This window comes from Holophagales bacterium (genome assembly GCA_016699405.1).
Taxonomy (GTDB): domain Bacteria; phylum Acidobacteriota; class Thermoanaerobaculia; order Multivoradales; family JAGPDF01; genus JAAYLR01.
The window spans coordinates 1,741,501-1,765,191 of record CP064972.1 but is presented as its reverse complement, the minus strand read 5'-3'; the positions used below and the strand labels follow the sequence as shown (position 1 = coordinate 1,765,191).

19 protein-coding genes and 1 riboswitch are annotated in these 23,691 nt (G+C 72.3%); of the genes, 3 read left to right on the top strand and 16 right to left on the bottom strand.

The window, feature by feature from the left end; all coding sequences use genetic code 11:
• The first annotated feature begins 176 nt into the window (after window positions 1–176).
• From IPJ17_07380 to maf, 3 genes are read left to right on the top strand one after another with little or no spacing between them, the layout of a single operon-like run.
• Complete coding sequence (locus tag IPJ17_07380; protein QQR75387.1) at window positions 177–2,690, top strand: VWA domain-containing protein; 2,514 nt, start codon at window positions 177–179, stop codon at window positions 2,688–2,690.
• Window positions 2,691–2,731: 41 nt separating this feature from the next.
• Window positions 2,732–5,329 (top strand): VWA domain-containing protein, encoded by a 2,598-nt coding sequence (locus tag IPJ17_07375; GenBank protein QQR75386.1) that lies wholly within the window; start codon window positions 2,732–2,734, stop codon window positions 5,327–5,329.
• Window positions 5,329–5,922: a septum formation inhibitor Maf gene (gene maf, locus IPJ17_07370; protein ID QQR75385.1), complete on the top strand. Its 594-nt coding sequence runs from the start codon at window positions 5,329–5,331 to the stop codon at window positions 5,920–5,922. Before IPJ17_07375 ends, maf begins: the two co-directional genes overlap by 1 nt.
• On the opposite strand, the gene IPJ17_07365 is transcribed toward maf, so the two are convergent.
• The 16 genes from IPJ17_07365 to nosD form a co-directional block, all read right to left on the bottom strand.
• Window positions 5,906–6,199 (bottom strand): hypothetical protein, encoded by a 294-nt coding sequence (locus IPJ17_07365; protein ID QQR76114.1) that lies wholly within the window; start codon window positions 6,197–6,199, stop codon window positions 5,906–5,908. The genes maf and IPJ17_07365 overlap by 17 nt on opposite strands.
• 218 nt (window positions 6,200–6,417) lie before the next feature.
• Window positions 6,418–7,539, bottom strand: coding sequence for an IPTL-CTERM sorting domain-containing protein (locus IPJ17_07360; protein ID QQR75384.1), 1,122 nt, complete (start codon window positions 7,537–7,539; stop codon window positions 6,418–6,420).
• Between the two features lie 325 nt (window positions 7,540–7,864).
• Window positions 7,865–8,923: a hypothetical protein gene (locus IPJ17_07355; GenBank protein ID QQR75383.1), complete on the bottom strand. Its 1,059-nt coding sequence runs from the start codon at window positions 8,921–8,923 to the stop codon at window positions 7,865–7,867.
• A gap of 63 nt (window positions 8,924–8,986) precedes the next feature.
• Entirely contained in the window at window positions 8,987–9,577 is a 591-nt protein-coding gene (locus IPJ17_07350) for an ATP-binding protein (GenBank protein QQR75382.1), read from the bottom strand.
• Window positions 9,574–10,146 carry a nicotinamide mononucleotide transporter gene (locus IPJ17_07345; protein ID QQR75381.1) on the bottom strand — a complete coding sequence of 191 codons (573 nt, stop codon included), beginning with the start codon at window positions 10,144–10,146 and terminating at the stop codon, window positions 9,574–9,576. The genes IPJ17_07350 and IPJ17_07345 overlap by 4 nt, the downstream gene beginning before the upstream one ends.
• Before the next feature lie 9 nt (window positions 10,147–10,155).
• Window positions 10,156–12,504 carry a TonB-dependent receptor gene (locus IPJ17_07340; protein ID QQR75380.1) on the bottom strand — a complete coding sequence of 783 codons (2,349 nt, stop codon included), beginning with the start codon at window positions 12,502–12,504 and terminating at the stop codon, window positions 10,156–10,158.
• A gap of 76 nt (window positions 12,505–12,580) precedes the next feature.
• A riboswitch (TPP riboswitch) is annotated at window positions 12,581–12,673 on the bottom strand.
• Between the two features lie 48 nt (window positions 12,674–12,721).
• Window positions 12,722–14,257 (bottom strand): NarK/NasA family nitrate transporter, encoded by a 1,536-nt coding sequence (locus IPJ17_07335; protein ID QQR75379.1) that lies wholly within the window; start codon window positions 14,255–14,257, stop codon window positions 12,722–12,724.
• Window positions 14,254–14,766, bottom strand: a complete 513-nt coding sequence (locus tag IPJ17_07330; protein QQR75378.1) for a Rieske (2Fe-2S) protein — start codon at window positions 14,764–14,766, stop codon at window positions 14,254–14,256. Before IPJ17_07330 ends, IPJ17_07335 begins: the two co-directional genes overlap by 4 nt.
• Window positions 14,767–14,791: 25 nt before the next feature.
• The gene (locus tag IPJ17_07325; protein ID QQR75377.1) at window positions 14,792–15,370 is read right to left on the bottom strand and encodes a 4Fe-4S binding protein; all 579 of its coding nucleotides are present in this window, start codon (window positions 15,368–15,370) and stop codon (window positions 14,792–14,794) included.
• On the bottom strand, window positions 15,370–17,586 hold the full coding sequence (locus IPJ17_07320; protein QQR75376.1) for a molybdopterin oxidoreductase family protein: 2,217 nt from the start codon (window positions 17,584–17,586) through the stop codon (window positions 15,370–15,372). The genes IPJ17_07325 and IPJ17_07320 overlap by 1 nt, the downstream gene beginning before the upstream one ends.
• A 17-nt stretch (window positions 17,587–17,603) precedes the next feature.
• Window positions 17,604–18,650: an MFS transporter gene (locus IPJ17_07315; protein ID QQR75375.1), complete on the bottom strand. Its 1,047-nt coding sequence runs from the start codon at window positions 18,648–18,650 to the stop codon at window positions 17,604–17,606.
• Between the two features lie 95 nt (window positions 18,651–18,745).
• A complete protein-coding gene (locus IPJ17_07310; protein ID QQR75374.1) occupies window positions 18,746–20,035 on the bottom strand; it encodes a histidinol-phosphatase in 1,290 nt (429 codons plus the stop codon).
• 53 nt (window positions 20,036–20,088) lie between these two features.
• Entirely contained in the window at window positions 20,089–20,913 is an 825-nt protein-coding gene (locus IPJ17_07305; GenBank protein QQR76113.1) for an ABC transporter permease subunit, read from the bottom strand.
• A 26-nt stretch (window positions 20,914–20,939) separates the two neighbouring features.
• Complete coding sequence (locus IPJ17_07300) at window positions 20,940–21,401, bottom strand: hypothetical protein (GenBank protein QQR75373.1); 462 nt, start codon at window positions 21,399–21,401, stop codon at window positions 20,940–20,942.
• The gene (locus IPJ17_07295) at window positions 21,398–22,309 is read right to left on the bottom strand and encodes an ABC transporter ATP-binding protein (GenBank protein ID QQR75372.1); all 912 of its coding nucleotides are present in this window, start codon (window positions 22,307–22,309) and stop codon (window positions 21,398–21,400) included. The genes IPJ17_07300 and IPJ17_07295 overlap by 4 nt, the downstream gene beginning before the upstream one ends.
• Window positions 22,306–23,685 carry a nitrous oxide reductase family maturation protein NosD gene (nosD, locus tag IPJ17_07290; protein ID QQR75371.1) on the bottom strand — a complete coding sequence of 460 codons (1,380 nt, stop codon included), beginning with the start codon at window positions 23,683–23,685 and terminating at the stop codon, window positions 22,306–22,308. The genes IPJ17_07295 and nosD overlap by 4 nt, the downstream gene beginning before the upstream one ends.
• Between the last annotated feature and the right edge of the window lie 6 nt (window positions 23,686–23,691).

Below are 23,691 nucleotides of genomic sequence, written 5' to 3'. Positions count from 1 at the left end.
AGAGCGCGGCGCCGGCGATCGCCCCGACCCCGACGGCGCCATCGGCTCCAGCGGCCGGGCCATCGGTTCCAGCGGCTGCGCCTTCGACTCCAGCGGCTGCGCCATCGGCTCCAGCGGCTGCGCCTTCGGTTCCAGCGGCCGCGACTCCGCCTCCAGCGGCGGCGCCACCCTCCGCCGTGGCACCGGCGAGCCCTCCGCCGAGCGCCGCCGCCCCCCGGCCGAGCGCCACACCGGCCGCCAAGAGCGCTGCCAAACCGGTCAAGCACGATCCGAAAGACCTCTCGCCGGCGCATCGCGAGTGGCTCGAGTCGGTCGAAGCGATCATCTCGAAGGCCGAGCGCGACACCTTCCTCAGCCTCGAGAAGGACTACCAGCGCGACGCTTTCATCGACCGCTTCTGGCAGGCGCGCGACCTCTACCCCGACTCCGGACGCAACGTCGCGCGCGAAAGCTGGGAGGCGCGGGTCCAGCAGGCCAAGAGCGAGTTCGGCAGCCTGAAGGAGGATCGCTCGCGCATCTTCCTGCTCAACGGCTCGCCCGGCACGCTGGTGCGCAGCACCTGCAACAACCTGCTCTGGCCGCTCGAGGCCTGGATCTACCCGCCGTCCGACCGGGTGCGCGAGGTGATGGTCTTCCTCTTCGCCCGCGAGTACGGCCTCGGGCCGTTCCGTCTCTGGGAGCCGTCGCGTGGCCTCGCCGCCCTCTTCCAGTTCCCCGGCCCGGCGAGCGACGCCGAGCTGCTCGCCGCGGTACGCGACACCTGCACGAACGGCGACCAGCTCGCCTCGGCGATCAACTTCGTCCTGCGCCAGGGGATGCTCGGCTACGCCAACCAGCTCCGCGCGGCGGAGAAGCCCACCGCTGTGCCGGTACACGAGTGGGTCGCCACCTTCAACGCCTATTCCACCGACGTGCCGTCCGATGCGGCGCCGCTGCCCGCCGAGATCACGGTCTCCTATCCGACGCGGCGACAGAGCCGCACGGTGGTGCAGTCCGTCGTCGGCGTCACCGCCGCGGCGGCCACGCTCGCCGAGCTCGGCGGTCACCGCTCGTACAACTTCCTCGTCAACGGCGAGGTGCTGCGCGGCAAGCGCCTCTTCGACAGCTTCCGCTACAAGTTCGACTTCCCCGTCGAGCAGGTGGGCGAGAAGATCCCGCTGGTCTTCGAGCGCCTGCTGCGCCCCGGCTCCTACAGGCTCATCCTGCGGCTCGAGGACCTCAACGGCAACCGCTTCTTCCGCACCGAGGTGGCGCTCGACGTGCCGGCGGTCGAAGGCGAGACCGGTCCGCCGGCGCCGGATCCCGAAACCGCCCGGCTCCTCGCCGAAGCCAACGCGGCGATCCACACCGGCGACACCACGGTGGCGATCATCCCGCCGCGCGGCGAGATGCTCGCCGGCATGGTGCGCTTCGACACGCTGACCACCGGCGACGACATCGCCCAGGTGACCTTCTCGCTCGACGGCAAGCCGCTGCTGACCAAGACCCGCCCGCCCTACAGCGTCGAGCTCGACCTCGGCCACATGCCGCGCACCCGCACCCTGCGCGCCGAGGCCTTCGACGCGGCGAACCGCTCGCTGTCGCACGACGAGTACCTGATCAACTCGAGCGCGCACCGCTTCGCCGTGCACTTCGTCGAGCCGCAGCGCGGGAAGCGCTTCAAAGACAGCCTGCGGGCGGAGGTGCGCGTCGAGCTGCCGGAGGGCGAGGCGGTCGAGCGGGTCGAGCTCTTCCTCGACGAGACCCTCGTCGCCACGCTCTACCAGGAGCCGTTCACCCAGCCGATCCTGCTGCCGCCGGGCGGCCAGATCGCCTACCTGCGCGCCGTCGCCTACCTGCCGGACGGCAACTCGACCGAGGACCTCGTCTTCGTCAACGCCCCGGAGTACCTCGAGGAGGTCGAGGTGCAGTTCGTCGAGCTCTTCACCAGCGTCGTCGACCGCCAGAACCACCCGGTCGGCGACCTCGACGAAAAGGAGTTCAAGGTCTTCGAGGACGGCGTCGAGCAGCAGCTCACCCGTTTCGAGAAGGTCGAGAACCTGCCGGTCCACGTCGGCGTGCTGCTCGACGTCTCGGCCTCGATGGAGCCACGCCTGCTCGAGGCCAAGCAGGCGGCGCTCGGCTTCATCGAAAGCGCCATCAAGCCGCGCGACCGCGCCGCGGTGATCACCTTCAACGACCGGCCGACGCTGTCGGCCAAGTTCACCAGCGACCTGCTCACGCTGGCTGCCGGTCTCACCGGACTGAAGGCCGAACGCGGCACCTCGCTCTACGACACCATCGTCTTCTCGCTCTTCTACTTCAACGGCGTCAAGGGACAGCGCGCGCTGCTGCTGCTGTCCGACGGCAAGGACGAGGGGAGCCGCTTCACCTACGAGGACACCCTCGACTTCGCGCGGCGTGCCGGCGTGGCGATCTACACCATCGGCGTCGACATCGCCCGCAAGGAGTGGGAGACGCGGCGCGTGCTCAACCGCTTCGCCGACGAGACCGGCGGACGCGCCTACTTCGTCAAGACCGCCGCCGAGCTGCCGGTGATCTACCAGGAGATCGAGAAAGAGCTGCGCTCCCGCTACCTGCTGGCCTACCAGTCGAGCAACACGACGCGCGATCCGAAGTTCCGCACCGTCGAGGTCAAGGTCGAACGCTCCGGCCTCGAGGCGAAGACCCTGCGCGGTTACTACCCGTGAGGAGCCGGCGACCGCGGCACCCGTGGAACATCGCGGCGCGAATGAGACCGCGTTCGATGGCGCGCGCCGCGGCGCTCCTCCTGCTGCTGCTCCCGCTCGCCGCGCTCGGCGGTGCAGCCGACGAGGCATCGCCGGCCGAGCTGCCGCCGCGCCACCGCGACTTCCTCGACGCCGCCGCCCCGCTCCTCACTCCCGAGGCGCGCCTCGCCTTCCTGGCGCTCTCCCGCGACTACCAGCGCGACGCCTTCGTCGAGCGCTTCTGGCGCGTCTACGATCCGTTCCCCGCGACCCCGGTCAACGAGCTGCGGGTGCGTTTCGAAGAGCGGCTGCCGACCGCACGCCTGCGCTACGGCTCGCTCGCCGACGAGCGCGCCCTGCTCTACCTCGTCTTCGGCGAGCCGACGCGCCTCGAGCACCGCAGTTGCGTCGGGCTCAACCGGCCGCTCGAGACCTGGTGGTACGCCGCGGCCGGCGGTGTCTCCGGCGACTTCGATCTCGTCTTCTATCCCGACGGCACGCGCGGGGAGACCGGCCCGCGCTACCGGCTGTGGAGCCCGAGTCAGGGGCTCTTCGCGCTCCTCGACCCGGGGCTGCTCGGGGGCAGCGATGCCGAGGTGCTCGCCCGCCTCGACCAGGCGTGCGGCGGCGACGACCACGTCTCCTCCGCGCTCACCTCGGCGCTCGACTGGCCGAGCGCCCGCAAGCATCCGGCGCTGCTCCCCCAGCCGAGCGACGAGTGGCTCTCGGCCTTTTCGGCGCGCTCGACCGATCTGCCGGCCGGTGCCGCCGAGCTGCCGGCGACGCTGGCCTTCGACTTCCCCGGACGACACCAGAACCGGACGCTCGTCGACGGCTGGCTGGAGATCGATCGCGCCGTCGCCACGGTCGGCGAGCTCGGGCCGCATCGCGGCTACTCGTTCGTCCTCGACGGCGAGGTGCTGCAAGGCGACGAGCTCTTCGAGCGCTTCCGCTACCGCTTCGACCTACCCGTCGCCGCGCAGGGCGACGCGGGGGGCTCGAAGGCGAGCGGCAACCTGCCGCTCCTCTTCCAGCGCCGCCTCCGCCCGGGGCCCTATCGCCTCGTGCTGCGCCTCGAAGACCTCCACGGCCACCGCTTCTTCCGCACCGAACGCGCGCTCGAGGTGCCGGTGCTCACCGCGGACGGCGCGGCGGGCACGACGAGCGGGAACGCCGCCCTCGTGCCGGGCACGCCGGCAACTCCTGTCGCGGGTTCTCCTCGGCCGTCGCCGGCCACCGCCGGCGCCTTCGCCGAGGCGGTCACCGACCTGCCGAGCGCCGACCACGACGTCCAGCTCACCGTCCCGGCCGATCGCCTGATCACCGGCAGGCTGCGTGTCGACGCCCGCGTGCGCGGCGCAGGGATCGCCCGCGTCGCCTTCGCCCTCGACGGGCGCGTGGTGATGTCGAAGAGCCGGGCGCCCTACTCGGTCGAGCTCGACCTCGGCGTCGCCCCCCGTCTGCACTGGGTGTCGGTCGCCGCCTACGACGGCGCGGGCAAGGAGCTGGCGCGCGACGAGGCGCCGATCAACGGCGGGCCGCATCGCTTCGCCGTCCGGTTGCGCGAGCCGCGCCGCGACCGCATCTACCGCGAGAGCCTGCGCGCCGAGGCGGAGGTCGAGGTGCCCGAGGGCGAGGAGCTCGAGAAGGTCGAGTTCTTCCTCGACCAGGAGCGGCTCGCCACGCTCTACCAGCCGCCGTTCGTCCAGCCGCTCCGGCTGCCGCAGAACGGCGGGATGACCTTCGTCCGCGTCGTCGCGACGCTCGCCAACGGCCTCACCGACGAGGACCTCGTCGTGGTGAACGCTCCGCCGGGTCTCGAGTCGGTCGACGTCGATCTCGTCGAGCTCTACGTCACCGCCCTCGACCGCCGCGGCCGGCCGGTCGAGGACCTCGCCGAGCGCGAGCTCTCGGTGCTCGAGAACGGCTCCGCCCAGACGCTCCAGCGCTTCGAACGGGTGGACAACCTGCCCTTCTACGCCGCGGTGGTGATCGACACCTCGGGCTCGATGGTCGAGCGGCTTCCCGAGGCCGAGCGCGCCGCCTACGCCTTCTTCACCCAGGTGCTGACCCCGCGCGACCGCGCCGCCGTCATCACCTTCGCCGACGGACCGCGTCTCGCCGCACGGTTCACCGGCAACCTCGAAGTTCTCGCCGGGGCGCTCTCCGGGCTCGCCGCCGAAGGCGAGACCGCCCTCTGGGACACGGTGGCGTTCTCCCTTCACTACTTCAGCGGCGTCCGCGGACGACGCGCCCTGGTGGTGCTGACCGACGGCGCCGACTCCGGCTCGCGCCACCGCCACGATGAGGTGCTCGAGTACGCGCGGCGCACCGGCGTGGCGCTCTACTTCATCGGCCTCGACCTGCCGCAGAAGCCGGCCGACATCCAGCTTCGTCTCGACCAGCTCGCCCGCGAGACCGGCGGTCGCGTCTTCCTCGTCCACGCGGCGCGCGAGCTCGAGCCGGTCTACCGCCAGATCCGCGACGAGCTGCGCTCGCAGTACCTGCTCGCCTACCAGTCGACGGCGACGACCGGCCCCGAGCGCTTCCGCCCGGTCGAGGTGCGGGTGACGCGGCCCGGCGTCACCCTCAAGGCGCCGGCCGGGTACTATCCGCGCTGATGGCGCTCCACCTCGTTCTCGCCTCGGGCTCGCCGCGCCGCCGCGAAATGCTCGCGGCGCTCGGCCTCGAGCTCGTCGTCCGACCGGTCGACCTCGACGAGTCGGCGCTCCCCGGCGAACGCCCGGAGGTCTACGTCCGCCGTCTCGCCCTCGCCAAGGCGCGGGCACGCTGCGCCCCCGGCGAGGCGGTCCTCGCTGCCGACACGGTGGTCGCGGTGGAGGGAGCGCTGCTCGGCAAGCCGCGCGACGCCGACGACGCCCGCGCCATGCTCGCGCACCTCGCCGGTCGGGAGCACGAGGTGTTCACCGGCGTCGCCCTGGTGCTCGGCGGCGAACCGCGCCGCGAGGCGTCGACGGTCGAGCGCACGGCGGTGGTCTTCGCCCCGCTGGCCGCGGCGGAGATCGACTGGTACGTGGCCTCGGGCGAGCCGATGGACAAGGCCGGCGCCTACGCCATCCAGGGGCTGGGGGCGCTGCTCGTCGAGGAGATCCGCGGCAACTACTCCAACGTCGTCGGCCTGCCGCTGCCGGCGACGCGGCGCCTCTTTGCCGAGCTCGGGATCGAGCTGCGCGAGCTCATCCGCCGAACTTGATCGGGTCCCCGAGCTCGTCGAGCGAGAAGTTGGCCATGATCTGGTGGCCGTTGAAGTCGAGGACGCGGAGGTCCTCCACCCCTTCGAGGTCGTGCGCCACGTTCTGGAAAGAGTGCTCGTAGCGCCCCTGCACCGCGGCGAGCGCCACCTCGTAGGCGATGAACTTGTCGATCCCCTTGTAGCGCAGCTTGCTCACCAGCCGCTCGTCGGTGAGCTTCGGATAGGTCGAGAGCACGAGGATCGGACCGGTTCCGGTGAAGATCAGGTAAGCACGGATGCCATTGGACGGGCTCATCGATTCAACCTCCCCGAGAAACGCGCCTGGGCAACGTAGCTCCGGGCGCTGCGGGTGTCAAGGGCGACGGGGGCTGGAGGACGCCGGTTCCCGCCGGCGATCCGGAGCACCCGAGGATCCGGTCGTCCGTTCCACCGCAAACGAAACGAGCCCGCCGTTCGGCGGGCTCGTTCGACTGCGGTGCTCGAGTCGTCGTCAGGTCAGGCGGCGCGGCGCTGGCGCGAGAGCAGGAAGAGCGCACCGCCGAGCAGAAGCGCGGCAAGCGCGCCGAGCCCCCAGTGGTCGAGGGTCGGCACTTCGATCACCGAAACCTGAGGACAGGTGTTGCCGAGCACGTGCACCACGTAGTTGCAGCCGAGCTCCCCGGCGTTGGTCGAGTGCACGTCGATGACCAGGTTCCCGCCGCTCGGTACCTCGAAGCTCATGTTCGTGTTGGTGGGCGGCGTCCCCGAGCTGAGTCCCGGGTCGGCCAGATAGTTGGTGCAGATGTTCGCCGGATCGAACGAACCGAGGTAGGCGTCGGACTCCAGGTTGCACCCGGTCTCGTCCGTCACCTCGAGCTCGACCGACACGCACTGCGGGTCGCCCGACTCGTTGGCGAGCGTGTAGGCGTCGTAGTTGAAGGTACCGGTGGCGAAAATGTTGCAGGCCTTCGGGGTGTCGCAGGTCGAGGCGATCCCGTTCCGGTTGAGACGAGCATTCTGCGTCCCCGAGGTCCCCGGATGGCTCGGGCTGCCCGAGCCGAGCACGCCGGCGATCGCGATCTCGGGGCAGGTGTAGGTGATGGCCGACGGCACATCGAGCGTGAGGTTCCCGGTCTCCCCCTGGAATCCGCCGGCCCGGAGGTAGACCGTCTGTCCGGCCGCGATCTGGAAGCTGACCGCCGACTGCAGACCCGAGGCGTCGTCGTTGCAGGCGAGCGGCACCAACGCCGCGCAGGTTCCGGTGAACGCTTCGAGCACCGTGTCCATCGGGTCGCTGGCGAAGGTGTTCGCGCTGATCGCCTGCATGTAGCCGCTGTTGTTGGTGTAGCGATACCAGATGGTGGCACCGGTATCGGTGCACTCGGCGGCCGGCTCCGTGCCGATCGTGGCGGCCGTGGTGTCGACCGTGGAGGAGAACGGGAAGGCACCGATCGCGATCGCGCCCGTACAGTCGTCGTTGGCCGGCGCGGTGCCGGACGGCGCGGGGTGGACGACCGGGCTCTTCGCCGGGCCTCCGGGGAGCGACACGTCCGCCCGTTCCCCCGCGGCAAAGGCACCCGCCGCCGCGAACAACACAAGACTCACCATCACGACCCCACCGAAGCCTCTTCGCATCATCGCGCCCCCTCCTGTCATCGGAAGACGTCATTGTGACGCCAAGCACCCGGTCGGTCAAATGTCGGGTCGCGTCGGCTGGCGACCGATCGCCGGCCGCGGCCGCCGGCGGGTTGCGCTGCCGCCAGCCCGGCGCACCCGAGCCTCAGCCGGGAAACCTCAGCTCGGTTCGTCGCGAGACGGCGCAGTTGGCTGTCCTGGCGGGCCCCCGCTGCGGATCGACGCCGAGGCGTATCCGGACGATACGCCGCAGGCGGTGAACCGCGAGGAGGCCTGTCGGGGCGACCAGATGCGGCGTCGCAGGAGAAGCGAACTGAGGTTTCCCGGCTCAGTCGTCGATCGTCGCTCGTGCGAGCACGGTCGCTCCGCGGAGGGACGGCACGCGGACCTCGACATGGTGCGTACCGCCCCGGCTGGTCGAGCGGTCGAAGACGAGCACGTAGCTTCCGGCGAGCGCGCCGCGCAGGCGCGACATGGCCGCAGCCGGAAAGACGTGGGTCTTGGCGTAGAAGCCGCCCGTGTCGTCGGCCACGCTCTGCAGGCCCACTTCGAGCGAGTGCCAGTCGGCCCCGGTGAGGTCGAGCGCGAACACCGCCGTGTGGGAGGCGGCAAGCGTCCCTCGTGCCGCCGGGTAGTCGCCGCCCATCCACACCGCGCCGCCGCGCAGCTCGCCGAGCCCCCAGCCCAGCAGGGCCAGGGACTTGCTGCCCGGGAGCGCGGCGAGGGCACGCGCCACGAGCAGCAGGCCGCGTTCCGGTCGCGCCGCCGCGCGGGCCGCGCGCGGATCGAGCAGACCGGCGAGCAACGCACCCTCCCGCGGCGGCGCCGGTGCCGGCTCGGCGAGCAGCGCGAGCGGGTTGACCGCGCGCCGCAACGCCGCCCGGTCGGTGGTGAAGTCGAGGTGCAGCGCGAGATGGGAGCGGAAGGTGAGCACCGCGACGCGATCGCCCGGGTCGAGCTGATCGACGAGACGCGCGACGTGCGAGGCCAGCCGCAGCAACCCGGTGGCGCGCGACGGGTGCAGGTCGATCTGGAAGAACAGCACCACCCAGCGCGGCGCCGGCTCCGCCGCTGCGGCAGGGGTCGAGCCGTCGAGCGCCGTCGACACGAACGGTGTCGGAGGCGGGCCGTTCCACTCCACCGCCTCGACGGCGACCGGCTCGCCGTCGACCGTGAGCTCGAAGTCGCGCGGCCCGAGCCCGACGACCGCCTCACCGTGCCGGTCGAGGACCCGCACGTCGAAGAGCGTCCGCCGCACCTCGAGCGTCTCCCCGTAGCGCGGCGGCGTCTCGGCCCACGCCAGCGCGGCGAGCAGGACGGCCGCGCCACCGAGCGCGCTCGATCGCGCCCACCGCCGGCAGATGGATCCCCGAGTTGCCGTCGACACGAATCGCCTCCGGTCGATCCTGCCACGAACGCGGACCGCCTGGCGTCGGCGCACCTCGCGGCTTCAGGGGACCTGGCCGCCGAGCCCGGCCCGGAGGACCAGCCGTTCTACCGCCGTGACCGCCCGCTCTTCGCGCAGCTCCCAGCCGCCGGCGATCTCGACGACGGGGGCGTCGATCGCCGCGAGCTCGGCGCGGAAGAGGGCGAGCTGCTCGGCACGGCGGTCGGCGCCTTCGCGTTGACCGGGCTCGGGGATCCAGGGGACGTCGGGCAGATGGAGGAGGTAGAGGTCGGCGGTGCGACGGCGAGCTTCGTCTTCGATCCACGCGGCGCAGGCGCCGTAGTAGTGGCGGGCGTAGACCACCGTGCTGACGAGGTCGGTGTCGAGGACGAGCAGCGGCGGCACCTCGCGCGTGGCGATCGCCTGGGCGGCGAGGAAGCCGAGGGCGATCGGCTCGACATCGGTGGCATGGAGCGGCCGCGAGTGCGCCGCCGCGTAGAGGCGCGCCTGCTCGGAGACGCAGGGCGCCGCGAAGCGCGTGGCGAGACGGCGAGCGAGGGTCGTCTTGCCGGTGCACTCCGGGCCGGTGACGACGACGCGGAGGGTCGCGCGCCGCGTCGCCTCGCGCGGGGTCCGGCCCGGGTCGGCGCTCATGCGACGACGCCCTCCCCGCTCGGGCGCGACCACTCGCGCAGCCCGAGCGCGGCGAGGACGAGGAAGCCCAGGTAGAGCCCGGCGGTCAGGTGGAGCCCCTTGGTGAGGTACATGCCGACGTAGACGGTATCCACGGCGATCCAGACTGTCCAGTTCTCCAGCCACTTGCGCGCCTGCATCCACTGCGCGGCGAGACTGCCGGCGGCGAGCGCCGCGTCGAGGAACGGCAGCGCGGCATCGGTCGTCCGGTCGAGCAGCAGGCCGAGCGCCGCGGCGAAGGCGAGGGCGCCGAGGGCCAGCGCGACCGCCGTCCGGCGCGGCATGCGCGAGACGGCGAGCGGCCCGTGATCCCCCCCGCCGTGCCGCCAGGCCCACCAGCCGTAGGCGCAGAGGGCGAAGTAGACGACCTGCAGCCCGGCGTCGGCGTAGAGCCGAGCGCGAGTGAAGACGACGGAGAAGAGCGCCACGTTGACGAGGCCGAGCGGCCAGCACCAGACGATCTGGCGGACCGTCAGCCAGACGGCGACGACGCCCGTCGCCACACCGAGGATCTCGAGCGGATCGCTCACTGCCGGGCCCTAGAACGAGAGCTCGAGCGCAAGGACCGCGTGGCGCCGTGCCATCGGGTAGTAGTACGGCACGCCGTCGAGTCGCAGCGCGCCCGCACCGTTGTCGACGAGGTACGGATAGGAGTAGCCGGAAGGCCAGACGCGCTCGGCATCGAAGAGGTTGCCGACCTGCAGCCGGAGCTTCGGGCGACCCAGCGACACCCACGGCGCGAGGTCGAGCCGCACCGCGAGGTCCGACCAGGCGTAGGGGTCGGCCGAGAGGCGGCGATCGCCGGTGTTGTCGAGCTGCGAACGACCGACCCAGCGACCGGAGAGCTCGACGACGAGCGGGTCGAGGGGGCGCCATTCGAGGCTCGCACCGACGATGCGCTCCGGCGAGAGGGCCGGCCGCATGTCGCGGAAGGTCCGCCGCGCGCGGCCGATCCACTCGCCGGCGGCGTCGTAGACGTCGAGCTCCTGCGTCCACCGCTCGATCCGGTTCTCGGCGACGTTGGCGGTGCCCCGCACGGTCAGGCGGGTCGCCGCCTGCCAGGCGACCTCGAGCTCGATCCCGCGGCGGTGGCTGCGCGGCAGGTTGCGGCGGATCGCGTAGCCGAGCGCCGACTGCTCGCCGGTGGCGGCGATCTCGTGACGAAACTCCATCGCGTAGAGGTTGCCGCGCAGGCTGAACTGCTCGCTCCGGAAGTCGCCGCCGAGCTCGACGTCGACGACCTGCTCCGGCCGGACCGCCGTGAGGTCGACCGGCGTGGTGAGGTCGTCCTCCCCTTCGAGCAGGTCGTTGCGCGCCGGCTCGCGCTCGGCGCGACCGACGGACAGATAGAGCCCGGCGCGCCCGGAGAGCGCCAGCCGCACACCGAGCTTCGGATTGACGAAGGTCCAGGCGACCGGCGCGAGGTCGACCGAGCCGTCGTAGGCGAAGCGGGCGTGGCGCACCTGGAGGTCGGCGAAGAGGTGCCAGCGCGGAGCGAGGTCGACGCCGAGCTTGGCGAACGCCGAGAGCTCGCGCTTGCGCCCGGTGTTGGCGTACTGCGCGACGCCGTCGAGCGAGGCGAAGTGATCGCGCGCGAAGGTCGCCCCGTGGAGCCCGGTGGCGAGCTGCCAGCCGTCGCCGGAAAACGAGCCGGTGAGCTGGACGCCGACGGTCCGCCCGTCGATTCCGGCCTCCCGGCGACCGGCCTTGCCGACCGGATCGTCGAACAGGTGGAGCGCGCCGCTCGCGCCGCTCGTGTAGAGCTGGGCGGCGACCTCCGTGCCACCCGCGAGGCGCCGGCCGACCTGGAGATAGGCGAGATCCTGGCCGAAGCCGTCGGTCTCCTCCGGCTGCATCGGGTTGAATCGCGGGCTCGCCGCGAGCACCCAGGGCTCGACGGCGTAATAGGAGAGCTGCGACTCCTCCTTCCCCTTGAAGCCGAAGAAGCGCACGTAGGTCTCTTCGCCGCGCCAGTCGCCGCCGAGGAAGAGCGTCCGCTGGTGCATCCCCGAGTGCTCGCGGTAGCCGTCGCTGTCGAGGTCGGAGTAGCGGCCGTAGAGGGCGACGCCGGAGGCGAGGCGACCGCTTTCGACGCGCAGGCTCCCGCGCGTCGTGCCGTAGGAGCCGCCGGCGAGCTCGAGCGAGAGACCGCGCTCTTCGGCGAGCGCCACGCTGCCGAACGAGATCGCTCCGCCGTAGGCCGCCGAGCCGAAGGTCGAGGTGCCGACGCCGCGCTGCACCTCGAGCGAGTCCACCGCCGCGGCGAAGTCGCCGAAGTTGGCGAAGTACACGGCCGACTCCTCGGGATCATTGAGCGGCACGCCGTCGAAGGTCATGTTGAGCCGCGACTGCGGAAGACCGCGCAACGAGAAGTAGGAGTACCCGGCGCCGAGGGCGAGGCCGCTCTCCGAGTAGCTCGCCACCGCCGGCGTCTCGGCGAGCAGGAACGGCATCTCCTGTCCGTAGGCGAGCGCGGCGATCCGTTCGGGGGCGATCTCGCTCTGCGTCACCGGTGCCGCCTCGGCCGCCCGGACCGCGCGCACGACGAGATCCTCCGCGACACGCAGCGCCGGCTCGAGGACGAGCGCGAGCTCGCTCTCGTCGGCGGCGAGCGCTCGTTCGAGCCGCGCGAAGCCGGGCGCCTGGACGACCAGTCTCCGCGCGCCGCTCGCCGGCGGAAGGACGAAGCCGCCGTCGGCGCCGCTCGGCGCCACCTCGCGGCCGTCGAGCGCGATCCGCGCGCCGGCGACCGGCGTGCCGGTGGCGTCCCGCACCGTGCCGCGGACGCCGGCGGCCCAGGCCACGGCGGCGAAGGACAGGAATCCGAGCAGCATGGCGGCCCACCGGGCCGCGCCGCACGGGCGGGAACGACGAAACTCATGGCACATGCGCGCCTCCCTCCCCGCGTCGCGGGGACTCGAGAAGCGGAACCTCGGAGGGGTTTCGAAGTGCGGGGCCGGACGTCCGGCCCTGCGTCGCCTTCCCTACGCCGGTCTCAACCGGATCAGGTTCGGAGGGTCTGTTCTCAGGCCGTGACGGCCACCCCTAGGCTCCGACGCCGCGAGTCTGTCGCGCTGCGCGCCACGCGTCAACCGAGCGCGGCGCTCAGCAGTGGCTCGGCGACTCGCGCCGCCAGTACAGCCAGCCGTTGACGGCGAAGACGCCGAGCGCGAAGAGCGCCATCGCGGTGTAGGCGGCCACCGGGGTGCCGAAGCGGTCGAGGCACCAGCCGAGAAAGATCGGCGGGAAGAAGCCGCCGAAGGCACCGAGGCAGCTCACGAAGCCGATCACCGCGCCGGCTTCGCGCGGATTGACCACCGGGATGATCTTGAACACCGAGCCGTTGCCGAAGCCCGACGCGGCGCAGATCACCAGAATCGTCGCGAAGAACCCCGCGAACGCGTCCGGGGCGAGATAGGCCGAGAGACTGAAGCCGCCGACCGCCATCACCGCCACGGCGATCGCCGTCATCCGGCCGGCGCCCCAGCGGTCCGCCGCCCAGCCGCCGAGCGGGCGCGCCAGCGTCGCCACCAGCGGCGCGAACGGCGCATAGGCGAGCGGGTTCGGCGCCCCGCCGGGCGCCTTGGCGAAGACCTCGCGGATGACCAGCGGCAGCGACGAGCCCATCGCCACGAAGCAACCGAAGGTGAGGAAGTAGAGCAGCGAGATCGCCCAGGTGTGCGCGTCGCGGGCGACCCGCAGCTGCGAGGCGAGCGTCTTCGGCGGCATCGGGTAGTCCTTCGTCCAGAACCAGATCGCCGCGGCGCAGAGAAGCACGAAGGGGATCCAGACGTAGGCGGCGTTCTGCAGATAGACCGTCTTCGTCGCGCCGCCGGCGAGCGTCGTCGTCTGCCCCGAACCGGCGAGCGCTCCGAAGAGAGCGGCGCCGACCACGGCCGGAACGGTGAGCTGGGCGATCGTCACGCCGAGATTGCCGAGACCGTTGACGCCGAGCGCCGCGCCTTGCCGCTGCTTCGGAAACCAGAGGTTCACCACGCCCATCGAGGTGGCGAAGTTCGCCCCGGCGATGCCGGTCACCGCGGCCCAGAAGAGCAGCCAGCCGAAGGAGGTCGTCGGATCGGCGAGCGCTCGCCCGGCGCCGACGCAGGGGACGAGCAAGGCGAGCGTCACCGCCGCATAGCTCCGCCGGCTGCCGAAGCGCGAGACCAGCAGCCCGTACGGGATCCGCAGCAGCGAGCCGAGCACCGTCGGCGTCGCCGTCAGCCAGAACGCCTGCTGCTTGGTGATGGCGAACCCGGCGTCGCGCAGGCGGACCGTCACCGCCGACCAGAGGAACCAGACGCTGAACGAGAGCGCGAGCGCGGCGACGCTCACCGCGAGCGTCCGCCAGGCGAGTGCCGCGTCGGGGAACGGCTCGGCACGTTCGGCCGGCCGTGCCACCGCGCGCAACGGCTGCGGCAGGAAGCGCAGCAATCCGGCGCCGGCCAGGAAGAGGGCGAGCGAGGCATAGAAGGCCGGCCAGACGATCGAGCGGTCGCCGCCGAGAGCGGTGTTGAGACCGGCCACCAGGAGCCAGATCTGCAGCGAGACGATCATCACCAGGAGGGCGATCACCCCGGCGAGCACCAGGTTCGTCTTCGTCGGGTGCGCCTGCGACTGGGCACGGCGGAAGTCGCTCACGACGCCTCCTCGCCGGTGAGCACCAGATCGCCGTCGCGTACCACGACGGCGAAGCGGCGCAGCGGACGCGGCGGCGGCCCCTGCAACACGGCCCCGCTGCGGGCGTCGAACGCCCCGTTGTGACAGGGGCACTCGATCCGTCCGTTCGCCGCCGAGTAGACGACGGCGCAGGAGAGATGCGTGCACTTCGTCTCGAAGGCGCGGAAGGTCGTCTCGTCGAGGCGGACGACGAACGCCGGCACGGTCGTCCCCGGGACGACGAACGGTCGGCTGCTGCCGACCGGCAGCTCGGCGACGGCACAGAGCCGCGTTCCGCCGGCCGGCAGCCGGGGCGCGGCGACCAGATCGTCCTTGACCGCGATCACCGCGCTGCCGGCGGTGAACCCACCGGAGACCAGGACCAGGTACTTGGCGAACTCGCGCCGGCTGACGTGCTGCGCCTCGACGCGCTCCACCGGGAAGTCGGTGCGCCAGGCCGGGCGCGGCGGCAGTCGATCCTCTTCGCTCATGCGGCTGCTCCTTGCCCCGCGGCCGTCAGTCGACGACCAGCAGGTGACTGCCCTTCGGCATCATCACGTGGACCCGCGTGCGGACCGTCTGCTCGCCGAAGCGGAAGACCGAGACCGGGTCGCTCCCCGGGCGCGCCGCGGCGATCTCGTCGCGCGTACCGTAAGAGAGCGCCCCGCTGGGGCAGACCGTCGCGCACATCGGCTTGCGGCCGGCGCTGGTGCGGTCGTAGCAGAGGTTGCACTTCATCATCAGCTGCTGCGGCTCGATCTTCTTCGGCACCCCGAAGGGGCAGGCGAGAACGCAGTTCGAGCAGGCGATGCAGCGTTCCGTGGCGGCGCTGTGCACCACGCCGAACTCGTCCTTGGAGATGGCGTCGGCCGGGCAGACCTCGGCGCACGCCGGCTCCTCGCAGTGCATGCAGATCTGCACGGCGGTCTGCGGGCTGGCGGCGCGCTGCACGTACTCGACGCTGATCATCGCGATCTGTCCGTTGGTCTCGCACTCGGCGCACGCCATTTCGCAGGCGTGACAACCGATGCAGCGCTGCGGGTCGACGAAAAACTCGCGGTCGGTGCGGAAGGAGGTGTCGGCCGGGATCGCCATCAGACGCTCGCGTGCGCGGCGGCCTCGCGCGCGGACGGGGCCTGGCGGCCGGTGGGTTCGAGGCGGGCGGCACACACCTTGAACTCGGGGATCTTCGACACCGGATCGAGGTGGCCCGAGGTGAGCTGGTTGACCGAGCGCCGACCGGGCCAGTGGTACGGGACGAAGACGGTGTCCTCGCGGATCGTCTCGACGAGCTGCGCCGGGAACTCCGCCGCCCCGCGCCGCGTCACCACCCGCACCAGATCGCGCTCGGCGATGCCGTAGCGTGCCGCGAGGCGCGGGTGGATCTCGAGCAACGGCTCCGGGTACTGCTCGACGAGCTTGCCGATGCGCCGCGTCTGGGTGCCGGAGAGGTACTGCGAGACGACTCGGCCGGTGGTGAGGATCACCGGGAACTCCTCGTCGGTGACCTCGCCGGGGTCGCGATAGCGCACCGCGTTGAAGTGCGCCCGGCCGTCGGCGGTGGCGAACTTGCGGTCCTCCCAGAGCCGTGGCGTCCCCGGATGGTCGAGCGTCGGGCAGGGCCAGAAGACACCGAAGTTCTCTTCGATCTTGCGGTAGGTGATGCCGAAGTAGTCGGCGGTTCCGCCCTTCGAGGCCACGCGCAGCTCGTCGAAGATCGCCTCCGAGTCGGCGTAGACGAACTTGTCGCCGGCCCCGAGACGGCGAGCGATCTCGAGCAAGATCGAGGTGTCCGTGCGCGCCTCTCCCGGAGGCGTCACCGCGGCGCGCACGCGGGTCACTCGCCCCTCGGCGGTGGTGACCGTCCCCTCCTCTTCCTCGTGCAGCGAGCCGGCGAGGACGAGGTCGGCGTGGCGCGCCGTTTCGGAGAGGAAGAAGTCGATGGCGACGTAGAACTCGAGCTTCTCGAGCGCCTCGCGGACGAAGCCGTTGTTGGGCAGCGAGACGAGCGGGTTGAAGCAGATCGAGAGCAGGCCGCGGATCTCGCCGCGGTGGATCGCCTCGACGATCTCGTAGGCGGTGAGGCCCTTGCCCGGCAGCTCGGGCTCGGGGATCCCCCAGACGTCGGCGATGTACCGCCGGTGAACCGGATTCTCGATGTCGCGGTTCCCGGGGAGCTGGTCGCACTTGTGACCATGCTCGCGCCCGCCCTGGCCGTTGCCCTGGCCGGTGATGGTGCCGTAGCCGCAGTTGGGTCGACCGATGCGGCCGCTCGCCAGCACCAGGTTGATGCAGGAGACGACGTTGTCGACCCCCTTGGTGTGGTGCTCGATGCCGCGGGCATGGAGCAGGAAGCTGGTCTTCGCCCGGCCCCACCACTCCGCGGCGAGGGCGATCGACTCGCGGGGCACACCGGTGACCTCTTCGGCCCACGCGAGGTCGTACCCGGCCACGGCGTCCGCCGTTTCGGCGAAGCCGCTGGTGTGCTGGTCGACGAACTCGTGGTCGATCCAGTCGTGGTCGATCATCTGCTTGAGGATCGCCCCGTAGAGCGCCGAGTCGCGTCCCGGGCGCACCGGCAGGTGCAGGTCCGCGGTGCGGGCGATCGGCGTCATCCGCGGGTCGACGACGATCAGGCGAGCGCCACGGTCGCGCGCCTGCCAGATCCAGTGGATGAGCGTCGGGAAGGTCTCGCTGACGTTGGCACCCGCGACGACGATCACCTCGGCTCCGGCAAGGTCGGCATAGGTGTTCGACGCGCGGTCGAGCCCGAAGGCCTTCTTGTTCCCGGCGCCGGCGCTCACCATGCAGAGGCGGCCGTTGTAGTCGAGGTTCTTCGTCTTGAACGCCACGCGGGCGAGCTTGCCGACGAGATAGCTCTTCTCGTTGGTGAGCGACACGCCCGAGAGGAGAGCGAAGGCGTCCCGTCCGTGGCGCTCCTGGATGCGGCGCACCTCGCTCTCGACGCGGTCGAAGGCGCGCGTCCAGTCGAGCGGGCGGAACCCCTCTCCGTCCACCCGCTCGAGCGGCGTGAGCAGGCGATCGGGGTGGTTGTTCTGCAAATAGCGCTGGACTCCCTTGGGACAGAGCCGGCCCTCGTTGAACGGGAACTCCTCCCAGGGGTCGAAGCCGACGACGCGGTTGTCCTTGACCAGGAGCTTGATGCCGCACTGCATGCCGCAGAAGCAGCAGTGGGTCGGCACGACGGCATCGGGCTCGGAGCGCCCCGGAAACCCTGCCGGCGGCGGATAGTTGAGGTGCGGACCGAAGCGCTCGACGAGCTGCTCGGCGGGAATCGGGAGTCGGGCCATGGTCGTCGCTCCAGTGCTCAGCCGAACAGCGAGCCGGCGCGCCGCCGCGCCTCGAGGTGAGCGCGCGCCAGAGCCGCGCGCTTGCCCTGCGGCGACAGATCGAGGTGCGATCCGCCGCCGGCGAGCGTGAAGTCGAATCCGACCTCGCGCGTCACCTGCTTGAGGTCCTCGACGTGCATCCGCGACGCGAACGCCTCGCCGGTGTGCGGGCAGACGGCCTGCTCGCCGGCCTCGCCCGCCCGGCGGTAGAGCGCCACGCCGAGCTGGGCGGGACGCTGGAAGAGGTGGAAGAACTTGCCGAACGGCAGCCAGACGAGCAGCAAGATCACGGTGATGGCGTGCGTGATCGCCATGAAGGCGTGGGCCCGACCCTGCATCAGCTCGTAATCCCAGGTCAGGCCGAGCCCGGTCACCGAGACGGCCAGCAGCAGCACGAGCGGCAGGACGTCCATGTCGAACGACTGCGTGGCGAGGAGCCCGCCGTCGGTGAGGCGCCGTCGCACGAAGTAGAGAGCGCCGGCGATGACCAGCAGCGACGAGACGTTCAGGGCGTGGAAGAGGCCGAGGGCGACGAGCGAATGGAGCGGAAACTCGAATGCGGCGAAGCCGAAGAGATGGGCGACATAGATGTCGGTGCGCCCGGCGGCGAGCGTGAAGTGCACCCAGCCGAAGGTGAGCGGCAGGGTGATGGCGAAGGCCGAGAGACAGCCCCACGAGAGCAGCAGATGCGCGACTCCGCGCCAGGGGGAGCGACGGAAGATGAACGTCTGGCCGACGAGATCGCCGCCGAAGCGCCGGAGGAGAACCAGGGCCTGCGACACGAAGTGGCGCGTGAAGAGCAGGCGCCAGCCGGCGCCCCAGTAGAGCCTGGTCGGCGGCCGGTCGAGCCAGACGGCGTAGCGGTAGACGATGCCGAAGCACGCGAAGAGGGTGCCGAAGAGGTAGGCCACCAGCGCGCCGTCGAAGTTCTGCAGGTTGCGCGAGCCGAGCGGCACCGCGGCGGCCAGGCCCACGGTCCACACCAGCGCCCAGAACAGCGCGCGCGGGTTGAGCGTCAAGAGCATCGTCCCTCCCTTCCCCGAGAGCGAAGGTATCCGTTGGACGGCGCCGGAAGTATGACCGAGATCAGCGACGCGGGGAGGGCTCGCCGGTCCGGCCGTCAGCGGCCGGGCCGGCCGGGCAGCGCCGGCTGCGTCCAGGCGGTCTCGCGATCTCCCTCCGCGTAGCCGTTCGGGTGTCGGCGGTCGGAGACGACCACGGCGCGGACGTAGAGCTCGTCGCCGCGGAAGCGGTAGACGGCGCGCACGCCGGACACTTCGGCGAGTGTCTCGCCCACCGCGAGGTCGGCGACCGTGTCGCCGGGACGACCGCGGGTGCCGATGAAGCGGATCGTGTAGGCGACTCCCGGCGCGGGCTCGACCTCGACCGCCAGCCCCTCGTCGCTGCGCTCCACCGCGCGCAGCGCGACGCCGCTCGAGGCGTAGAAGTCGCCGGCGAGGAGGCCCGAGAGGATCGCGTCCGGGGTCAGCTCGGTCGCGCGGACGACGACCCACCCGCGGCCCGGGTTCGACACGCCGGGGATCTCCCGGAAGTCGTGCGCGTCGTCGGTGGCGAGCGCCCAGAGCGGCGGGGCCTCGACATCGGCCATCTCGGCGAGGCGAACCGCCAGCACGTGATCCCAGATCGCCTCGCTGCTCCGGTGCGTCGCGTCGCCCTCGTTGCGCACCAGGCGGAGGCCGTTGTAGACCTCGAAGAAGCGCTCCTCGACGACCGCCGCGAGGTCCTCGGCCGCGACGCCCCACTCGTAGTTCGGGTGGTTGAGATGGCCGAGCACCGGCCGGCCCGTGCGCCGCCCCTCGGCCGCGACGAGCGCGAGCGTCCGCCGCATGAGCTCGCGCACCGTCGCGCCCCCCGGCGGCGCGATCTTCCTCCCGACGTTGACGGCGCCGTGATGGATCGGGCGCCCCTCGAAGCGGTCCGAGATCTCCTCGGCGGTGAGCAGCAGGAACCCGCCCGGCCGCTCGAAGCGCGTCCGCAGCTCGCGCATCGTCGCGAGCCGCAGCTCCTCCCCGCCCGCCGCGCGCGGGCGCACGGCGACCGCGCCCTCGCCGTAGCGGGCGCGCAGCTCGGCGACGTGCTCGGGATGGGCCAGCTTGTAGCCGACGCCGATCTGCCGCCAGAACTCCCCCTCCGGCAGGATGTTGTGGTCCGAGATCACCAGGAAGTCGTAGCCGTGCGCGGCATACCAGTCCACCACCGCCTCCGGTGCCGAGTCGCCGTCGCTCCACAGCGTGTGGGTGTGGACGTTGCCGCGGAACCAGCGCGGCTCCGGCGACGGCCCGGGCGGAGCGGGGGCGAGCGAGCGGCAGCCCGCGAGGCCGGCGACGAGGAGGAGGGCGACCGCCACGGCTGGCCGTCGGCCCGCTTGCCCGGGATGGAGACGACGCATCGTCGCGATCCTAGCCCACGGCCAGGGCCGCCCCCTTGCGTCGGCGCGCCGCCTCAGAGATCGGCGCGCGCGAGCCGGCGGGCCGCGAGCCAGGTGGGCAGAACCAGCCAGGCGAGCAGCGAGGCGGCGATCGCCAGGCCGGCGCCGAGGCCGCCGCCGGTGAAGCGGAAGAAGGCGAGCGAGGCGGCGCCGAAGGCGGTCGAGCCCTCGGCGGCGAGGAGAGCCCCGGTGCGCACCGCGTCGACCGGGTTGAGCAGCACCGAGACGATGAGCAGGCGCGAGGCGGAGCCCGAGCGCAGCGTCGAGGCGAGGGCGAGCGCCACCACGTCGTAGAGCAGCACCGCGGCGAACCAGACGACCAGCGCCACCGCCAGCGACCGCGCCCGTCCCCGCGCCGAGCTCCCCGCGGAGACGAGCGCGGCGAGGCCGAGGAAGATCGCGGTGAGGGCGAACGAGAAGAGGACGAGCAGCAGGAAGCCCGAGGCGCCCTCTTCGCCGGCGCGCGCGAAGATCACCGCGCCCGCCGCGCCGAAGCCCACCGCCTGCGCCGCCGCCAGCGCCTCGAACAGGCCGAGCAGGCGGCCGAGCAGCAGCGTGCCGCGGCCGACCGGCTGTGAGAAGAGGAGCTCGGCCGAGCCGCGCTCCGGGCAGAGCGCGAGCACCCCGAGCAGCAGCGCGGTGAGCGGCACCAGCAGCAGGACGAGCTGGGTCAGCGAGGCGGCGGTGCGTGCGAAGTCCTGCACCCCCTGGCCGCCCGAGAGCACGTATCCCGAGGCGGCGACGGCGAGCGCGAGCGCGCCGAAGACCACGGCGAAGATCTGCGTCCAGCGCGAGCGCAGCGCCTGGGTGAGCTCGAGGGCGGCGGCGAGCGCGAGCACGCCGAAGCGGGACGGCGCGGCGTCGGTCACGGCGTGCCTGGCGCTCCGCTGGGACCGAAGATCGCCGCCGCGGCGACCGGCAGGCCGCCGGCGGCGGTGGGGTCGGCGTCGCGCGAGGCAACATCGGCGTGCGCGACGAGATGGGAGGCCATCGGGGTCTGCAGGGTCGGGACTTCGGTGTAGAGGGCCGTCGCCCCCGACACCCATTCGCCGGTGCGGTGGTCGGCGACGAAGATCGTGGCTCCCGTCGGCAGCTTCCCTCCCGAGCCGAGGAAGTCGCGGAGGCAGCCCAGGTCGTCGAAGAACACCGGCTCCTCGCCCGGCGCTACGACCTGCGCGGCGAACGGCCGCTCGGAGACCGTCATGCGGCAGAAGCGGCAGCTCTCGTGCCGGGTGTCGAGCTCGGCCGGGCGCGGCGCGCCGCCGTCGCAGGCGGCGACGAGCAGCGTCAGGGCGGCGAGGTGGGCGCGCAGGGCTCCGGCTCTCATCGGCTCTCCTTTCCGGCCCGGCTCTCCTCGACCAGCTCGCGGAAGAGCACGTCGAGCCGCCCCTCTTCGGTGGTGAGACCGGTGATCTCCCCTCCCCGGCGCCGGACCTCGTCGAGCACCGCCGGCCGCCCGGCCGCCGGGCCCGGGAGCACCAGCTCGTCGCCCTCCCGGCGCGCCGTCGGCACGCGGGAGCGGAGCGCCTCGAGCAGCCCTTCCGGCTCGCGGCCGAGCCGCAGCCGCAGCGCGCCGCGGTCCGCCAGGCGCGTGGCGAGCTCCGGGGAGGTCAACGAGGCGACCAGCCTGCCGCCGACCAGGATCGCGAAGCGGTCCACCAGGCGCTCCACGTCGCCGAGCTGGTGCGAGGTGAAGAGCACCGTGCGGCCGTCCCGGCGGTGGCGCTCGACCAGGCCGAAGAACGCCTGGAGCCCCTCGGCATCGAGCGCCGCCGTCGGCTCGTCGAGCAGCAGCAGCGGCGAGTCGGCGACCATCGCCACGGCGAGCCCCAGGCGCTGGGTCATCCCGCCGGAGTAGGTCCCGACCGCCCGTGCCCCGGCGCCGTTGAGCGCGGCGAAGCGCAGCACCTCGCCCACCCGCTCCGCCGCGACGCCGCGCAGACGCCGGTAGAAGGAGAGCACCTCTTCGCCGGAGAGCGAGTCGGGGAAGGCCACCTTCTGCGGCAGGTAGGAGAGCCGTCGACGCGCCTCCGGCCGCTCCGCCGGCTCGCCGTCGACGAGCACCTCGCCGGAGGAGGGCCGGAGCAGCCCGGCCACCGCCTTGAGCGCCGTCGTCTTGCCCGAGCCGTTCGGCCCGAGCAGCGCCACCACCTCGCCGGGGGCCACCCGCAGATCGAGGGCGTCGACCGCCACCACCGCGCCGAAGCGCTTGCCGAAGCGCCGGAACTCGATCACCGCCGCCTCCTGCCGCGCGCCAGCGTCGCGCCGCCGGCCGAGAGCAGAGCCAGGGCGCCGAGCATGCCCGCCGGATCCGCTCCCGACCGGCCGCGCGGCGTCCACTCGGGGACCGCGAGCTCGGGCGCGCGCGCCAGCGGCGAGACGTCCTCCACCGCCACCGGCGCGAGCACCGGGAAGGCCAGCTCGGCGGCACCGAGGGCGCGGGCGGCGAGGCTCTGCGCCAGGAGGTCGGCCGCGGTGAGGTTGCCGCGCAGGTGGTCGAAGACGCTCGACAGGCGGTAGGGGCGGTCGCTCCGCCCGTCGCCGTCGAGGTCGGGCTCGCTCGCGTCGGACCAGAAGTTCCCTTCGAAGCGCGTGTCGGTGCGCCGGCCGGAGAGCGAGAGTGGCGAGAGGTTGCCGACGAAGCTGTTGCCGGTGAAGGCGTTGCGGGCGCAGGAGTCGTAGATCACCAGCGCCACGTCGGAGGCCGCCACGACGTTGCCGCGGAAGACGTTGTCGTAGGAGCCCTCGAGGAAGATGCCGCGGGCGTTGTCGGCGATCAGGTTGTCCTCCGCCACCACCTCGTCGCAGGCTTTCAGCAGCAGGCCGACCGAGGCGAAGCCGCGATTGCGCACGAAGCGGTTGCGGCGGAAGGTGATGCGCTTGGAGTACATCAGCGCAGTGCCGGCGGCCCCGTTCTCGAAGAGGTTGTCCTCGAAGAGGTTGTCGTCGGAGAACATGTAGTGGAGGCCGTAGCGCAGGTCGCGCGCCACGTTGCCGCGCACCACGCCGCCGCTCGAGGACTGGATGTAGAAGCCGTCGCGGACGTCGCGGATCTCGTTCCGCTCGAGCCGGAAGCGCTGCGAGTTCCAGACGTGGATGCCGGAGCCCTTCTCCCCGGGGTCCTTGCCGGGGATGCCGGCGATCGTGCACCCGGCGACGGTCGCGTCGTCGGAGGCCCGCAGGTAGATCCCGAACAGGCACCCCGCGATGCGACAGTCGCGCACCGTGGCGCGCGCCGCCGCCACGTGCACGCCCGCCGTGTCGCGCGCCAGGTCGCCGCCGCCGCGCCCGTCGATGTCGAACCCCTCGACCGTGACCTCGGCCGCCCGCACCCGCACCACGCTGCCGCGGCTCGAGCCGACCAGGCGGGGGCGGCCGCGGCCCACCAGCCGCAGCGGCTTGTCGATCCACAGGTCGCCGGTCCACGTGCCGGCCGCGACCTCGACCGTGGCGCCCGGGGCGGCCGCGTCAATCCGCGCCTGCAGCGGCGAGGTCTCCGAGACCCCCGGCCGGCCCTCGAGGTTCTGTGCCGGCGGCGCCGCCTCGTCGGCCGACGCGCCGCCGGCGGCGACCAGGGCGCCGACCGCCAGGGCCAGCAGGCGCGCGCGCATGACCGG

Bases quoted from the DNA above. Each gene is read 5' to 3' on its own strand.
- IPJ17_07375 (QQR75386.1), top strand. From the start codon at position 2,732: ATGAGACCGCGTTCGATGGCGCGCGCCGCGGCGCTCCTCCTGCTGCTG.
- maf (QQR75385.1), top strand. From the start codon at position 5,329: ATGGCGCTCCACCTCGTTCTCGCCTCGGGCTCGCCGCGCCGCCGCGAA.
- IPJ17_07360 (QQR75384.1), bottom strand. From the start codon at position 7,539: ATGATGCGAAGAGGCTTCGGTGGGGTCGTGATGGTGAGTCTTGTGTTG.
- IPJ17_07350 (QQR75382.1), bottom strand. From the start codon at position 9,577: ATGAGCGCCGACCCGGGCCGGACCCCGCGCGAGGCGACGCGGCGCGCG.
- IPJ17_07340 (QQR75380.1), bottom strand. From the start codon at position 12,504: ATGTGCCATGAGTTTCGTCGTTCCCGCCCGTGCGGCGCGGCCCGGTGG.
- IPJ17_07330 (QQR75378.1), bottom strand. From the start codon at position 14,766: ATGAGCGAAGAGGATCGACTGCCGCCGCGCCCGGCCTGGCGCACCGAC.
- IPJ17_07325 (QQR75377.1), bottom strand. From the start codon at position 15,370: ATGGCGATCCCGGCCGACACCTCCTTCCGCACCGACCGCGAGTTTTTC.
- IPJ17_07320 (QQR75376.1), bottom strand. From the start codon at position 17,586: ATGGCCCGACTCCCGATTCCCGCCGAGCAGCTCGTCGAGCGCTTCGGT.
- IPJ17_07315 (QQR75375.1), bottom strand. From the start codon at position 18,650: ATGCTCTTGACGCTCAACCCGCGCGCGCTGTTCTGGGCGCTGGTGTGG.
- IPJ17_07310 (QQR75374.1), bottom strand. From the start codon at position 20,035: ATGCGTCGTCTCCATCCCGGGCAAGCGGGCCGACGGCCAGCCGTGGCG.
- IPJ17_07300 (QQR75373.1), bottom strand. From the start codon at position 21,401: ATGAGAGCCGGAGCCCTGCGCGCCCACCTCGCCGCCCTGACGCTGCTC.
- nosD (QQR75371.1), bottom strand. From the start codon at position 23,685: ATGCGCGCGCGCCTGCTGGCCCTGGCGGTCGGCGCCCTGGTCGCCGCC.